The organism is Kitasatospora sp. NPDC024654, from assembly GCF_055559155.1.
In genome coordinates, this window is record NZ_JBVHLF010000045.1 from 13894 (window position 1) to 29296 (window position 15403).

Here is a 15403-nt window from a genome sequence, read left to right on the forward strand (position 1 = left end):
GTGCCGGTGGAACCCGTGCCGGGCCCGTACGGACGTCCTGCTACGCCGGTTCCCTGGCCTCCACGGCCGAGGCGGCGGCCGGGGTGGTCCAGCGGGCCTCGACCTTGCCGAAGCGCCAGTAGAGCAGGGCGACGACCCAGGTCAGGGCGAAGAGTCCGGCGATGGCGAAGCCGGCCTTGTTGATGTCGAAGTTCGCCATGAAGTCCCAGAACGGGCCGCTGAGGTGGAGCTCGGAGGTGAGGACGCCGAGCAGCTCGATGGTGCCGATCAGGAAGGCGGCGGCGATGGACAGGCCGGTGATGACGAGGTTGTAGTACACCTTGCGGACCGGGTTGGCGAAGGCCCAGCCGTAGGCGAAGTTCATGAAGCAGCCGTCCAGGGTGTCGAAGAGCGTCATGCCGCCGGCGAAGAGCAGGGGCAGCGCGAGGACGGCGTAGAAGGGCAGGCCGGCGGTGGCGGCGTAGGCGGTGGCGGCGAGCAGCACGACCTCGGTGGCGGTGTCGAAGCCGATGCCGAAGATCAGGCCGACGAAGAACATCTGCCAGGTGTGGTTGATCGAGCGCATGAAGCGGCCGAAGAAGCGCCACATCAACCCGCGGGCCTGGAGCTGCCGTTCGAGCTCCTCCTCGTCGAAGGTGCCCTGGCGCATCGAGCGGAAGACCTTGGCGATGCCGGCCAGCACGATGAGGTTGAGCAGCGCGATGAGGTAGAGGAAGCTGGCGGAGGTGACCGTGCCGATCACGCCGCCGACGGTCTCGTAGGTCGAGTTGGGGTCGACCATCGCGCCGAAGACGGCCTTGGCCGCGATGGTGATGCCGATGCCGACCACACAGATGATGGTGGAGTGGCCGATGGCGAAGAAGAAGCCGGTGCCGAGCGGTCGTTTCTTGTCGGCCATCAGCTTGCGGGTGACGTTGTCGATGGCGGAGATGTGGTCGGCGTCGAAGGCGTGGCGCGCGCCCAGGGTCCACGCGGTGAAGGCGACGCCGATGCCGACGCCGAGGCCGTCGTAGTGGAAGTGGTGGGGCAGCACGGTGAGGACGAAGATTCCCCAGCCGAAGCCGTTGAGGGCGAGGATGACCAGGGCCATCATGCCCAGACGTCCCCACTCGGAGGGGTGGAGCGCGTCGCGGATCGATCTGAACCGGGTTGCCGGGGTGTTCATGGGCATCCTCCTCGGGATGCTCGTCGGGCAGGGCGGCACCCGAGTCGGCCCACGGGGGCCGGGCGGTCCGTCCTTCCGTCGAGGCGGGAATCCGTAGCGCGACGGCAGGCGACCGGGCTTGTCCCCGTGAGGGGCATCACCGTTGCGGGACAGTGCCGGATTCACACCGGACTTCGCTGCTGGCACGCTGTCACAGCAGGCGGCTGCAACCTGGCCAGCCTAGTGAGGCGGGTCGTTCATCTTCAAGGTCGCGCAGGTCAAGAGCCGGACAAACTCTACGAGTGGGGCCGTCACCGGGCGGGACCCCCGCCGGTGCCGGAGGTGGCACCGATCGTCACGGGCACTGCGGTGGCGAGGTGTCAGCACCGCTCCCGCGTAAGGGCTTTGGCAGCCTGCTGGGGGCCAGGCACGGCAGCGGGCGCGGAGACTCCGCCGCCCCTCAGCCGAGGCACCGTCCGACGTCACTCGCCACCCCCACGCGACAAGCCGCGAGCCGCGATGTCGGGACCGCGGGCCGGGATCCGTAGCGCCTGGAACCGTGGGGGGAGCGCTTGTGGCGTGGCCGGGTCCGCCTCGGCGGCGGGCTGTCGGAGCCACTCGCACAGGGCGGCGGTGTCGTCCGCGGAGGTCAGCCCGCCGAGCCACAGGGGCCGGCTCCGCCGGCCGTCGGGTTGCCGCGCGTGGCTGCGGACCACGACGACGTTGGCCTGCTCGCACGGTCCCAGGCAGTCCGTGGTGCGCAGTCTGACGTGGGCGAGGCTGTCGGCTGTCGCGGTGAGTGCGGCCAGTTGGGCTTCGTGGTCGACGTCGGGGCGCTTGGCGGCGTTTCCGCAGCAGCACCCCCGGCACAGCACGATGTCCACGGTCGGCGGGGTGCGGGGGTCCGGGGTGCTGGTGCTCATGCGCCGTCGGTGGGCAGGCCGAAGGCGTCCGGGTGGAGCCAGCGGGCGATGGCGGTGACGGCCTCCGCGTTGCGGGGGCCGGGGGTGACCTGGTCGTAGCTCAGGGTCAGGAAGCAGTGGTTCCTGACCGCGGTCAGGTTCCGGGTGATCGGGCTGCTCTCCAGGAACTGCTGCTTCTGCTCGGCGGTGGGGGTGCCGTAGTCGTTGATGACGATGCACTGCGGGTCGGCGGCCGCGACCTGCTCCCAGGAGACCGAGGTCCAGCTCTGCCCGAGGCCGGCGAAGACGTTGGTGCCGCCACCCAGTCGGATCAGGGCGTCGGGCATGGCGAGCCCGCCCGCGGTGAAGGGTGCGGACTGGCCGCTGTCGTAGTCGAAGACCCGGACCGGGGCCAGTCCGGTCGTCTTGGCCTGCGCCACGGTCACCTCGGCCTTCATGGAGTCGACCAGCTGCCGGGCTCTGGTCTGCGCGCCGAAGATCTGGCCGAGGTTGGTGAGGTCGCGGTAGGTGTCGTCGATGCTCACGGAGCTGGTTGCGCTCTGGACGTGGGCGCAGGACTCGGTGAGGACGAGGGTCTTGATGCCGAATTTGGCCAGGCCGTCGGGGGTGAGGTCGGTCCCGGTGTGCAGGCCGTAGTTCCAGCCGGCGAACAGGAAGTCCGGGTGGAGGCCGACCAGCGGTTCCAGGGTGAAGTAGGACGGGGAGATGCTGGGGACCGTGCGGAAGGCCGCCTGGTACTGCTGCGGAACGGGCTTGCCGTCCGGGCCGTCGCCGTTGACGCCGAAGTCGCCGACCATGTGCGACTCGAGGCCCAGGGCGAGCATGTCCTCGGTGGTGTTGATGTCGTTGGACACGGCACGGGTGGGTGCCTTGGTGAAGGTGATCCGGGTGCCGCAGTTGGTCACCGTGACGGGGTACCCACCGTCACCCGGGGCGGCGGGTGTTGTGGATCGCGCGGCGTCCCCCGTGGTGGCGGGACCGCCGCAGCCGGTGAGGACAGCGCTGAGCACCACGGCCGTCGCGGCGAGAGCGCCCGCTCGCAGGAGGTGCGTTCGGACGAGGGAGCGACGGGGTCGGGGAGCACGGGGCTGGACCATGGCGTGCCTTTCGGTCAGGGGGTTTGCCCGGGCTTGGAGTTGAGCGGGGGCTCGATGGCCGAGGGGATGCGGACCGGCCGGTGGGAGCGGCGCGGGATGAGGTGTGGGGTCCCGGTCTCGGGGTGTTCGACGATCAGGACGTCCGCGCCGTAGGCGAGCCGCACCAGGTCCGTGGTGATCACCTGCGCGGGCGGGCCGCCGGCGATGACCCGTCCCCGGGCCAGGAGGTGGACGCTGTCGCAGAACAGCGCGGCCAGGCTCAGGTCGTGCAGCGCGGCCAGGACCGTGACGCCGAGTCCGGCGACCAGCTCCAAAACCTCCACCTGGTAGCGGATGTCGAGATGGTTGGTCGGCTCGTCCAGGATCAGGTGGTCCGCGTTCTGGGCGATGGCACGGGCGATCAGGACCCGCTGCTTCTCGCCGCCGGACAGGGTGTTGAAGCTGCGGCCGGCCAGGTGCGCGCAGCCGACCCGCTCGATGGCGTGTTCCACCGCTGTCAGGTCGGCCCGGTCGTCGCGGTCGAAGGCACGCTTGTGGGGCGTGCGGCCGATCATCACCATCTCCAGGACGGTGAGGTCGAATTCGACGCTGGTCTCCTGGGCGATCACGGCGACGCGCCGGGCGGCCTGCCTGGGCGGCAGCGCCAGCAGGTCCGTGCCGTCGAGCAGTGCCCTTCCCGCCGCGGGCCGGTTGACCCGGTAGAGCGTCTTGAGCAGGGTCGACTTCCCGCTGCCGTTGGGGCCGAGCAGGCCGACCAGGTGCCCGTCGGGAACGGTGAGGTCCACGTCGGTGACGACGCGCCGGCCCGCGACGTCCACACACAGCCCGACCAGTTCCAGGCTCACTGGTCGGCTCCGTACGGGTAGGGGTGGCGCCGGATCAGCACGATCAGCACCGGTGCGCCGATGAAGGCGGTGATGACGCCGATGGGCATCTCCTGGGGAGCGACGACGGTGCGGGCCAGCAGGTCGCCCAGGACCGTGAACGAGGCTCCGAACAGCACTCCCACGGGGAGCGAGCGCCGATGGTCGGATCCCACCAGGAGCCGGACGATGTGCGGGACCACCAGCCCCACGAACCCGATCACCCCGCTGACCGCCACCGACACCCCCGCCATCAACGAGGTGACCAGGAACAGGTTCCGCCGCAGCCGCCGTACGTCGACGCCGAGTGAGGAAGCCGCCTCGGCGCCCATGGCCAGGGCGTTGAGGGACCGGGACCGGGCCAGCAGGAAGATCATCGCGGCGGCCAGGGCAACGGTCGGGACGGAGAGCTGTGACCAGGTGGCCAGGCCGAAGGAGCCCATCAGCCAGAACAGTACGGACTGGGTGGCCTGCGGGTTCCCGCGGAAGATCAGGAAGCTGGTCACCGACTCGAACAGGGCGGAGAGCACCACGCCGCAGAGGATCAGCTGCGTGGGGGCCAACTGCCGCCCCTGCCGCGCCAGGAGCAGCACGGCCAGCATGGCCGCCAGTGAGCCGAGCACACTTCCGAACGAGATCGCCCACGCGCCGAGCGAGGCGAAGGCACCGAACAGCAGCACCGTGGTCGCCCCGACGCTGGCCCCCGAGGAGACACCGAGCAGGAAGGGGTCGGCCAGGGCGTTGCGCACCTGGACCTGCACCACCGTGCCAGCGGTCGTCAGCGCCGCGCCGACCACCGCGGCCAGCAGCACCCGGGGCAGCCGGATCTGCCAGACGATGGCGTCGGCGACGGAGGCGGCCGGACGGCCCGACAGGTGGTCAACGACCACCTGCCACACCGCTCCCGGGCTCAACGACACCGACCCGACGCCCACCGCCAGGGTCACCACCGTGACCAGCAGGACCGTGCACGCGGCCAGTACACGGGGGAGCGGGAGACGGCGACCCCGACCGGTCGAGGCAACCGGCAGCGTGGGTGGGCGGCCCGTCGCGGCGGCAGGCGCGTCATCCGCCGGGGCGACGCCCAGCGGAACCCGGGCCGGCGGTATGCGATCGTCCGGGTGCACCGAACATCCTCCTTCTACGTGTGCGGGAGGACGCGGGGGGACGGCAGGACAGCGGGATTCCCCGAACCGCCCTTCCTCCGAGGGCCGTTCCGTCGACGTAGCGGCAGGCGACCGGGCTTGCCCCCGAGGGGGACCACCGTTGCGGGACAGCGCCGGAATCACACCGGCTTCGCTGCGACTACACCGTCACGACCCGAGGTCGTGACGGTGCCAGTGTAGGTACAGCGAACCGTCACCATCAATCCTGCACAGCCGGCCAGGCGCCGATTCCGGCGTGACCGTCGTCACCGTCGGACAGGTCCCGGCGCGGTGCTGTCGTGAGAGCGACGAGGGCTCGTGGTCCTGAGCCGGGCTTCGCACCTGCCAAGCGGGCTCGTCCGCGCCGATCGCGCTCATGAGGTCCGGCGTCCGGAGCGCCCCTGGAGGAGACGGAATGTGGCCGTCCGTCATTTCATCTGTCGAGGTGTGGCTCGGTGCGGTTCGCCGTGATGCGGCCGACGCCGGGCTAATCCTCCGTTCGGTGTGTGATGCGTCACTCGGCTTTCGTTGCCGTGTACGTGTCGAACCTCTTGTCGAAGCGCGCCGGTGACCCTACCTTCCCGATCAGGTAGCTACTGATCGGCCATGACTTCGCGCATCAACTCCGGCCAGCCAGACCGGGATTGTCGCTCGGTCATGCCCCCACACCCCCACAACGGTAGGCCCAGAGGAGACGCTGATGTCCCCGTCCCGCCGCTCCATATCCGCCGTCGCGATCGCGGCCGCGCTCGGCTTCGCCCCCATGGCCGCAGTCTCCGCCACGCCGGCGGCGGCCGCCGCGCCGCTCGTGCAGGCCCCGATGCACCACCTCTCCGGCCAGGCCGGTGGCTCCACGCCGTTCTTCATCAGCCACGGCGGTCCGTCGCACACCACGACCACCAGCGACAACTGGTCCGGCTACGCGGCCACCGGCTCGACCTACACCAACGTGTCGACGACCTTCGTGCAGCCCGCCGTCGACTGCTCCCAGGGTGACGGCTACTCCAGCTTCTGGGTGGGCCTGGACGGCTACAGCTCGCAGTCGGTCGAGCAGACCGGCACCGAGGCCGACTGCTCCGGCGGCCAGGCCGAGTACTCCGCCTGGTACGAGATGTACCCGGCGGACCCGGTCACCTACGACAACGTCGTCCAGCCCGGTGACGTGATCACCGAGACGGTCAGCTACGCGTCCAACTCGTACAAGCTGACCCTCAGTGACCGCACCGAGGGCTGGACCAAGACCACCACCAAGAAGGAGAGCGGCCTGGCGCGGTCCTCCGCCGAGGTGATCGCCGAGGCGCCCTGGGACGGCAGCGTCCTGCCGCTCGACGACTTCGGTACCGTCAACTTCAGCAACTCGACGGTCAACGGCTCCTCGCTGGCCTCCAGCAACCCGGTCGGCATCAACATGGTCTCCGACTCGGGCACGCCGGAGGCGACCATCTCCGGAGTGTCCGGTGGATCGTTCTCCGTCACCTGGAACAGCCTGTAACACCCGGCCGTGACACCCGGCCGTCACGGCCGCGCACGCGCGGCCGGGGTCACCAGCCGTAGTCTGGCGAGCAGCGGCCCGGCACCCCGTCATCGGGGTGCCGGGCCGCTGCTCGCTCCGGTGCCTGCGTGTCCCGCCGCCCTTCGACGGCCCACGGCTCGTGCCGGCCGTGGAGAGCGAGCCGAAACCGGACGGCTCGACCGGCCCGTCGCACGGTGGGGTGACCGCTGCGAGGACGGTCCTCGACGGACCTGTGCGGGCCGGCCTCCTCCGTGCGGCCGGGCACACCGGCATCGCCGTCGTCCCTCGCGGATTCTCCCATCGGCTCTTCACATCGCCACCCGGTCTTCTCCGGCCGTCCTGACCGACATCAGTGCTTCACAGGGGCTTTGAACCGGCCTGGGTCAGCTCCTGTCGCGTACTCCTCGAAGCCGTCGCACATTCATTCAGGTGAAACTGGCCGGACTCACAAGCTTTCCACAAGAAGGGCTCCTATCGTCGCGGCGACCACAGGTCGATTCGCAGAAGCGCCGGGGGAGTCCGAAGTGCAGCGGGGGCGGTATTTTCGTGGGGGAGCTGTGTCGGTTCTTGCTCGAATGCGGCCGATCACCTCGTGCGGTCCGGGCCGTGCGGCGCGGCGGGGCGGGCGTGGCGACCTCCGCAAGGCCCGGGGGCGGCGTTCCCAGAAGCGCCAGCCGCTGTCTGATCGGCCCTCAAGACTCCTTGCTGTCAGGCCGGTTCAGCCGGCCCACGATGCGGCCGGGACGGATGACGGCTGCCCGCGCCGCCGGCGCGCTCCGCAGCCCCACCACGCACGCCCTCCCCGTCCGGCGGCAATTCTCGGCGAAGTCGGACGGCGCGCCGGGCTGTTGCTCTCCCCGCACACCGAACCCTGCTCCCGGGTGGGCATGAGTCCTGGTCAGCGCTCGGACAGGGAATTTCTGGTGAACGGCGGAGCCGCATTCCCAGGCTCGACTCATCTGTTCTTGCTAGCTTCCGAATGATGCCCGTCAGCCTCGGTGGTACGCAGGTACCGCCTGAGCGTCGCAGGTACCGGACAATCAAATGGAACTTGTACATGGCAATTCAGCACGATCCCACGAACACACCGCCGGTCTGGCATGATCCGCCCGGCTGGTCGGCCGGCGCGATCTGGCCGGTGGAAGAGGCCGCCCCGGCCCGAACCCTGCTCGACATCCTGGACGCCACCACCCGGCACTGCCCGCAGGCTCCCGCGCTGGAGGCCGGCGGGACGGCCCTGGACTACCGGAGCCTGCGTGCCGCGGCCGGCGGGGTGGCCGCGAGGCTGGCCGACCACGGGATCGGTCCGGGCGACCGGGTGGGAGTCCGGGTGCCCTCCGGTACGGCGGACCTCTATGTCGCGATCCTCGGCATCCTGTGTGCCGGTGCCGCGTACGTGCCGGTCGACGTCGACGACCCGGACGAGCGCGCCTCGATGATCTGGGAGGACGCCGGGGTCTGCGCCATCATCGGCGAGGGGTGCTCCATCGTCGGCGGACCCGGCTCGGCCGGCGGCCGGCCCGGGCCCCCCACCGTCGCGGACGACGCCTGGATCATCTTCACCTCCGGGACCACCGGACGCCCCAAGGGCGTCGCGGTCAGCCACCGCTCGGCGGCGGCCTTCGTCGACGCCGAGGCCCGGCTCTTCCTGCCGGACGCCCCGCTCAGGCCCGGAGACCGGGTGCTGGCCGGGCTTTCGGTGGCCTTCGACGCCTCCTGTGAGGAGATGTGGCTGGCCTGGCGACACGGCGCCTGCCTGGTGCCCGCGCCCCGCTCGCTGGTCAAGGCCGGCACCGACCTGGGGCCCTGGCTGGTGGAGCGCGGCATCACCGTCGTCTCCACCGTCCCCACGCTGGTCGCGCTGTGGCCGGTCGAGGCCCTGGAGCGGGTCCGGCTGCTGATCGTCGGCGGTGAGGCCTGCCCCGCCGAACTCGTCGAGCGCCTGGACGTCCCCGGGCGCGAGTTCTGGAACACCTACGGCCCCACCGAGACCACGGTGGTCGCCTGCGCCTCGCTCATGCGCGCCGGGCAGCCCGTACGCATCGGCACGCCGCTGGACGGTTGGGAGCTGGCCGTCGTCACCGACGAGGGCAAACCGGTCGCCTGGGGCGAGACCGGCGAACTGCTGATCGGCGGCGTGGGCGTGGCCCGCTACCTCGACCCGGTCAAGGACGCCGAGAAGTTCCAGCCACACCCCGCCCTGCCCGGCCGCCGGGTGTACCGCAGCGGTGACCTGGTCCGGGCGGATCCCGAGGGCCTGGTCTTCGTCGGCCGCGCCGACGAGCAGATCAAGCTCGGCGGACGGCGGATCGAACTCGGCGAGGTGGATGCCGCCCTCCAGGCCCTGCCCGGCGTCCGTGGAGCGGCCGCGGCGGTGAAGGACACCGTGGCGGGCGGCCAGGTGCTCGTGGGTTACCTGGTGCTGGACCGTGCGGACAGTCCGTTCGACCAGGCCGCCGCGCGGACCCTGCTGCTGGAGCGCCTGCCCCCGGCCCTGGTGCCGGTCCTCGCCGTCGTCCCCGACCTGCCCACCCGCACCTCGGGCAAGGTCGACCGCAAGGCGCTGCCCTGGCCGCTGCCCGGCCTCGACGCGCCCGCGGGCGGAGCGGCGAACCTGGGGGGAACCGCCGGCTGGCTCGCCGGTCAGTGGCAGGACCTGCTGGGCGTCCCCGTCGGCCCGGACAGTGACTTCTTCGCCCTCGGCGGCAGCAGCCTCACCGCCGCCCGCCTCGTCTCGGCGCTGCGCGAACGTCACCCCGAGGTCTCCGTCGCCGACCTCTACCACCATCCCCGGCTGCTGGACCTCGCCGCGCACCTGGACCTCGGCACGGACCACACCGAGGAGCACCGCGACGTCCGCCCGACTCCGCGACGCGTCGGCGTCTACCAGGCCCTCGTCCTCGCCGTCCTCTACCTCGTCACCGGCCTGCGCTGGGTGCTCGGCCTCGCGGCCGTGGACGACCTGCTCGGGCCACTGCCCTGGGCACCGCACACCTCCTGGTGGCTGATCGCCGGAGGGTGGCTGGTGCTCTCCAGCGCCCTCAGCCGTGCCGTCATCGGCGCGCTGGGCGCGCGCCTGCTCACGGCCGGGCTGCGCCCGGGCTCCTACCCACGCGGCGGCTTCGCGCACCTGCGGCTGTGGACCGCGGAGCAGCTCGTCGCGTCCTTCAACATCGCCTCGGTGATCGGCACCCCGTTGGCGCGCCGCTACGCCCGCCTGCTGGGGTGCCGGGTCGGCGAGGACGTGGAACTGCACACCATGCCGCCGGTCACCGGCATGGCCGTGTTCGGCGACGGCTGCTCGCTAGAGCCCGAGGTGGACGCCGCCGGCTGGTGGCTGGACGGCGACGTGCTGCACCTGGGCAGCATCCGGATCGGCCCCGGGGCCCGGGTCGGCACCCGCAGCATGCTGATGCCCGGGACGGAGATCGGCGTCGACGCCGAGATAGCCCCCGGAAGCTGTGTGATGGGCCGCGTCCCCGCCCACCAGCGCTGGCACGGCACCCCCGCCCGACCGGACGACACGCCCCAGCCCGACGTCTGGCCCGCCCCGAGCCACCGGCGCTCCCGCCGGTGGGACCTGGCCTTCGCGCTCTCCCTGCCACTGCTGCAGGGGATCCCGCTCCTGGCCGCGGTCCCCGCGTTGCTCACACTGCTCGCACTGCTGGACCACGACCGCTCCTACACCGCCGCCATCGAGCAGGTCCTGGCCCTCTCGGCGCCGCTGGCACTGGTCACCCTGGCCGGCTACGCGCTGCTGCTCGCCGGTCTCGTGCGACTGCTCTCCCGAGCCGTCAGGCCGGGACTGCATCCGGCGCACGGCCGGGTGGCCTGGTGCGTCTGGGTGGTCCACCGGCTGATGGGCACCGCCCGAGCCGCCCTTTTCCCGCTCTACGCCAGCCTGTTCACCCCGGTGTGGCTGCGCCTGCTCGGCGCGAAGATCGGGCGGCGGGTCGAGGCGTCCACCGTGCTGGCCCTCCCCGGGCTGATCCGGGTCGACGACCACGCCTTCCTCGCCGACGACACGCTCCTGGCGCCCTTCGAGGTGCGCGGCGGCTGGCTGCGGCTGGGTACCTCAGCCGTCGGGAAGCGATCCTTCGTCGGCAACTCGGGCATCGTCGGCCCCGGCCGGGGCCTGGCCGACGACTCACTGGTGGGCGTGCTCTCCGACGCCCCACCGCAGGAGGCCCCCGGGTCGTCCTGGCTGGGCCGTCCCGGCGTCCCCGTCCAGCGCGTCGCGGAGAACGGCGATCTGGCCCGCACCTACGACCCACCACGCCGGCTGGTCCGGGCGCGCGCGGCCGTGGAGCTCTGCCGAGTCCTGCCGGTCCTCCTGTCGGTGCTGATCGGCGACCTGGCCGTGGCCGGACTCCAGGCGGTGCTCGACCGGGACGGGCTCGGCACCTGCGCGCTGACGGCCGGTGCCCTGCTGCTCGCCTGCGGACTGGTGGCCTGCCTGCTGACGACGGTGGCCAAGTGGCTGCTCCTGCGGCGTTTCCGGCAGGGGCAACAGCCGCTGTGGAGTTCCTTCGTGTGGCGCAACGAGCTCTTCGACACCTTCGTCGAGGAACTGGCCATGCCCTGGCTGGGGCAGTCGCTGGTCGGAACGCCCTTCCTCAACGTCTGGCTGCGCAGCCTGGGCGCCAGGATCGGCCGGGGCGTGTGGTGCGAGACCCACTGGCTGCCGGAGACCGACCTGGTCCGCCTGGGCGAGGGCGCCTCGGTCAATCGCGGAGTGGTGGTGCAGACCCACCTGTTCCACGACCGGCTCATGCGGATGGACGCCATCGAGCTGGGCCGCGGCGCGACCGTGGGACCGCACTCCATCGTGCTGCTGGGCACGACCCTGGGCGAGGGCGCGGTCGTCGGCCCCTCCTCGCTGGTGATGCGCGGGGAGTCGATCCCGAGCGGGACCCGCTGGCTGGGCAACCCCGTGACGCGCTGGCAGCACGGGACCGACGCACCGGCGACGTCGCGCTCGCGCTGAGGGCGCGACTCCCGGGACGTCGCCCGGCCCGGCCGGAGATGCCGACCGGCCGGGCCGGCGGCGGGCCGGCTCCGGTCATGTGACGGCAGACAGCTCACGGAGCCGTGCCGCGGTGGCTCGCCGGACCCCGCGTCGAGGCGCGGGGTCGGCTGGTGCCGTGCCGTGCCGTGCCGGGCTCGGTCGCGGCCGGCTCGTCGGTGTCCTCTCCGGTGCGACCCCGACTCCGTCCCACCTGACGTCGATCGGGTCGCACACCAGGGCAAGGTCACGTGAGGCGGGGCTTGTCGATCGATCCGGCGCGTTTGACGGTCCGGATGATCGGTGCGCTCTCGATGGCGCGGATGCCGGGAATGGGACCCACGCGGTTCGTGATGTAGTCGTAGAGGGCGTAGACGTCCGGACAGAGGACCGAGGCGAGCAGGTTGGTGGGGCCGGTGGTGGCGGCGGCGAAGGGGACCTCGGGGTGCTGGGCGAGCGCCTCTCCGACGGCGGCCAGGCGAGAGGGCTCGACGGAGATCCACAGCAGCGCTGGGCTGGCGTAGCCGAGGAGCCGGTCGTCGACGTCGATGTCGAAGTACAGTGCCCCGCTCGCGCGCAGGGCCGCGATCCTGCGCCGGACGGTCGCCTCGTGCCAGCCGGTGGCCGCTGCCAGCGCCGCATGGGTGGCGCGGCCGTCGCGTGCCAGCTCGCCCAGCAGCGCGCGGTCGCCCTCGTCCAGCTCGATCGGCTCCGGGCACCCGCCGGGGGCGACGGGTGGCAGGGCGAGTTGGGCGGCCTGCTGTTCGGCGAGAGCTGAGGCGGCTCCTCGCCAACCGGTCGGGCCGCCCCGGAACGTGTGCATGATGCAGTGCGCGCTGATCGCGGTCACCGGGCGAGTGGCGGGGAGCTTCTTCAGGAAGAGCGCGTCGCGGTTCCGCTCGCTGTCGGCTTGGACGGTGCAGACGACCTCGGCCCCACCCGAGGCCAGGCGGACCCAGTACGTGTCGTCGCGCTTGGCGAGGGCCTCGGCGACGGCGCCGGAGGAGCCCGGTGCGCACTGCAGGCGGACCACCCACTCCACGTGTCCGAGGCGGCGGGCGTCGAGACGGCCGAGCACGCCCAGCGCGCCGGCCTGGTGCAGCCGGCGGTAGCGGCGGGCGATCGTCTGGTCGGAGACGCCGAGCACGTCGGCGATCCGGCTGAACGGCGCTCGGCCGTCCACGTGCAGGGCATGGACGAGCTGGCGGTCGAGTGAATCCACGCATCCAAACCCTACTCGTGTCGAAAAGCGGCGCGGATCTGGCGCTGCCTGGAATACCCGGGCGGCGTGCTCGATCGTGGGCGCGGGGCCTTCCGGGCCCTGTGATGTTCGGCCCGACGTGAGGAGCAAGCCATGTCCGACCTTCCGCCGACCTGCCGCGAAGTCCGGCTCGCCGCGCGCCCCGACGGCCTGCCCGGGCCCCAGCACTTCGAGGTCGTCGAGACCCCGGTGCCGGCCCCGGGCGTCGACCAGGTGCTGCTCCGCAACCGCTACTTCCGCGTCTCGGCCTCGCTGCGCATGATGATCAGCCAGGGCGCCGAGGCCGTGGAAGGTGTGCCGTTTCCCGCGCTGCGCCCGGGCGACACGCTGGCCGGGGAGGCGGTCGGCGAGGTCGTCTCGGCACCGGCCGGCAGCGGGCTGCGACCCGGCGACCTGGTCTCCCACTTCCTGGGATGGCGCGAGTACGCGGTCGTGGCCGCGGCGGCCTGCACGCGTCTGGAGGCGACGTTGCGGGACCCGGTCGCGCACCTGGGACACGGCTGGACGGCCTACGCGGCGCTGACCCGGGGGGTGTGCATCCGGCCCGGCGACACGGTGTTCGTCTCGGCGGGTGGCAGTGCCATCGGCTCGATGGCCGGGCAGATCGCCCGCCTGCTGGGTGCCGGCCGGGTGATCGGCAGCACCGGTTCGCGCACCAAGGCCGGACGGCTGATCCGGGAACTCGGCTACGACGCGGCCGTGGTGCGCGGCACCGACGAACCGATGGCCGCGCAGCTGGCCGAGGCCGCACCCGGCGGCATCGACGTCCTCCTGGACAACGTCGGCGGTGACCAACTGCGCGCGGCGGTGACGGCCGCCCGTGAGGGGGCGCGGTTCGTCCTGGTCGGAGCCCTGTCGGGGCAGCTGGCGGAACGCGGTACCGGCAGGACGGCCCCGGTGGAGCTGGACTCCTTCCAGCTCCTGATGAAGAAGATCACCCTGCGCGGCTACAGCGCCGATGACAATCCCGAGGCGCGCGCGGAGTGGGACCAGCGGTTCGGCGACTGGCTGCGCACCGGCGACATCACCTTCCCCCATGTGCGCGTCCCCGGCATCGACCACGCACCGAACGCGTTGCGCGAGGTCATCGAAGGACGCCACCTGGGAACCGTCGTCGTCGAGCTGTAGGGGAAGCCGGTGGCCGACGAGGTGGACCGGGACGGACGCGACGGTCCGTCCGCCGGCGAGATCGATCGAGGTGACGGCCGAGGGGAACCTCGGGCGGCTCTTCCATCCGCCCGACAGCTCGCCGGCCGCTCGCGCACCGCGGATCGGCCGTCAGCGGATCTGCCGCAGGCGAACGTTCGGGCCGCGGGCCGGCTTGCGGGGCACGATCGGCGCATGCGAATCCTCATTCTCGGCGGGTCGGTCTTCCTCGGCCGCGCCTTCGTCACCGAGGCCCTGGTACGGGGTCACGTGGTGACCGTCTTCAACCGCGGCCGTTCGGGCCCCGACCTGCCAGGCACCGACACGGTGCACGGTGACCGCGAGAGCGCGGCGGACCTGGCCGCGCTGGTCGAGCGGGCGCCCGGCCCCGGTCGCAGCTGGGACGTGGTGATCGACACCAGCGGGCAGCAGCCGCACACCGTCGCCGCCTCGGCCCGCGCGTTGCGTGAGCACGCCGGCCGGTACGTGTTCGTCTCGTCGATCCACGCCTTCGCTGACTGGCCCGACCGGCCGGTCGACGAGAACTCGCCGCCGCACCCGTGTCCCGCCGACTCGCCGCCCGACCTGCCGTTCGGCACCGCGCTCAAGGCGGGCTGTGAGCGGGCGGTGCTCGCGGAGTTCGGGACCGCGCGTTCGACCATCCTCAACTGCGGTCTGCTGATCGGCCCGCACGAGAACATCGGGCGGCTGCCCTGGTGGCTGGAGCGGATGGCGCGCGGCGGCCGGACGCTGGCTCCCGGCCGCCCGGACCTGCCGATCCAGCTGATCGACGCCCGGGACTTCGCGGTCTTCGGGCTGGACCTGGGGGAACGTGGCGTGGGCGGCCGGTTCGTCACCACCTCACTGACGGGGTCGAGCAGCTACGGTGAGCTGCTGTCGGCATGCGTGGCGGCGACCGGGTCGGATGCCGAGCTGGTCTGGCTGGACGACCAGCGGGTGCTCGCCGCCGAGGTCGAGCCTTGGAGTGAACTTCCGCTCTGGTACCCCGAGTTCAAGCATGGGCAGCCGACCGGCATCTGGCGGGCGGACGCCCGCGCGGCAGCGCGGGCCGGCCTGCGCTGCCGTCCGATCGCCGAGACGGTGCGCGACACCTGGGCCTGGCTGCGGGAACGCGGCCCGCTCGATCGGCCCTACAGGCAGGGCCTGCAGGGCGAGGTGATCGGTATCGCCCCGGAGAAGGAGCGCCGGATCCTGGCCGGTGGGCTGTAACGACGGTGGGCTGTAACGACGGTGAGCCGTGACGATGGTGAGCCGTGACGACGGTGAGTGGAGACGGCGGCGAGCG

At 72.0% G+C, this 15403-nt stretch carries 10 protein-coding genes and 2 riboswitches; of the genes, 4 read left to right on the forward strand and 6 right to left on the reverse strand.

Translation table 11 applies throughout. The features are described from left to right. Window positions 1-40: 40 nt before the first annotated feature. The 5 genes from nicT to ACZ38L_RS24485 form a co-directional block, all read right to left on the reverse strand. Window positions 41-1165: a Nickel transporter NicT gene (gene nicT / locus ACZ38L_RS24465; RefSeq protein ID WP_465697078.1), complete on the reverse strand. Its 1125-nt coding sequence runs from the start codon at window positions 1163-1165 to the stop codon at window positions 41-43. A gap of 63 nt (window positions 1166-1228) precedes the next feature. Further along, window positions 1229-1367: riboswitch (adenosylcobalamin (AdoCbl) riboswitch) on the reverse strand. Between the two features lie 259 nt (window positions 1368-1626). After that, window positions 1627-2067 carry a (2Fe-2S) ferredoxin domain-containing protein gene (locus ACZ38L_RS24470; RefSeq protein ID WP_465697080.1) on the reverse strand — a complete coding sequence of 147 codons (441 nt, stop codon included), beginning with the start codon at window positions 2065-2067 and terminating at the stop codon, window positions 1627-1629. Further along, a complete protein-coding gene (locus ACZ38L_RS24475; protein ID WP_465697082.1) occupies window positions 2064-2972 on the reverse strand; it encodes an ABC transporter substrate-binding protein in 909 nt (302 codons plus the stop codon). Before ACZ38L_RS24475 ends, ACZ38L_RS24470 begins: the two co-directional genes overlap by 4 nt. A 206-nt stretch (window positions 2973-3178) precedes the next feature. Then, window positions 3179-4009 (reverse strand): ABC transporter ATP-binding protein, encoded by an 831-nt coding sequence (locus ACZ38L_RS24480; RefSeq protein ID WP_465697083.1) that lies wholly within the window; start codon window positions 4007-4009, stop codon window positions 3179-3181. Continuing rightward, window positions 4006-5154 (reverse strand): FecCD family ABC transporter permease, encoded by a 1149-nt coding sequence (locus ACZ38L_RS24485; protein WP_465697085.1) that lies wholly within the window; start codon window positions 5152-5154, stop codon window positions 4006-4008. Before ACZ38L_RS24485 ends, ACZ38L_RS24480 begins: the two co-directional genes overlap by 4 nt. An 85-nt stretch (window positions 5155-5239) precedes the next feature. Continuing rightward, window positions 5240-5357: riboswitch (cobalamin riboswitch) on the reverse strand. 515 nt (window positions 5358-5872) lie between these two features. On the opposite strand from ACZ38L_RS24485, the gene ACZ38L_RS24490 reads away from it, so the two are divergent. Both ACZ38L_RS24490 and ACZ38L_RS24495 read left to right on the forward strand, forming a co-directional pair. Continuing rightward, window positions 5873-6664, forward strand: coding sequence for a G1 family glutamic endopeptidase (locus ACZ38L_RS24490; RefSeq protein WP_465697087.1), 792 nt, complete (start codon window positions 5873-5875; stop codon window positions 6662-6664). A gap of 1078 nt (window positions 6665-7742) precedes the next feature. Further along, window positions 7743-11672: a Pls/PosA family non-ribosomal peptide synthetase gene (locus ACZ38L_RS24495; RefSeq protein ID WP_465697089.1), complete on the forward strand. Its 3930-nt coding sequence runs from the start codon at window positions 7743-7745 to the stop codon at window positions 11670-11672. Between the two features lie 265 nt (window positions 11673-11937). Here the strand turns inward: ACZ38L_RS24495 and ACZ38L_RS24500 are convergent, their stop codons facing one another. Beyond that, a complete protein-coding gene (locus ACZ38L_RS24500; RefSeq protein WP_465697091.1) occupies window positions 11938-12912 on the reverse strand; it encodes an Lrp/AsnC family transcriptional regulator in 975 nt (324 codons plus the stop codon). 132 nt (window positions 12913-13044) lie between these two features. Between ACZ38L_RS24500 and ACZ38L_RS24505 the strand changes: the two genes are divergently transcribed. After that, window positions 13045-14079: an MDR family NADP-dependent oxidoreductase gene (locus tag ACZ38L_RS24505; protein ID WP_465697093.1), complete on the forward strand. Its 1035-nt coding sequence runs from the start codon at window positions 13045-13047 to the stop codon at window positions 14077-14079. Between the two features lie 213 nt (window positions 14080-14292). Next, window positions 14293-15327 (forward strand): NAD-dependent epimerase/dehydratase family protein, encoded by a 1035-nt coding sequence (locus ACZ38L_RS24510; protein ID WP_465697095.1) that lies wholly within the window; start codon window positions 14293-14295, stop codon window positions 15325-15327. The last annotated feature ends 76 nt before the right edge of the window (window positions 15328-15403 follow it).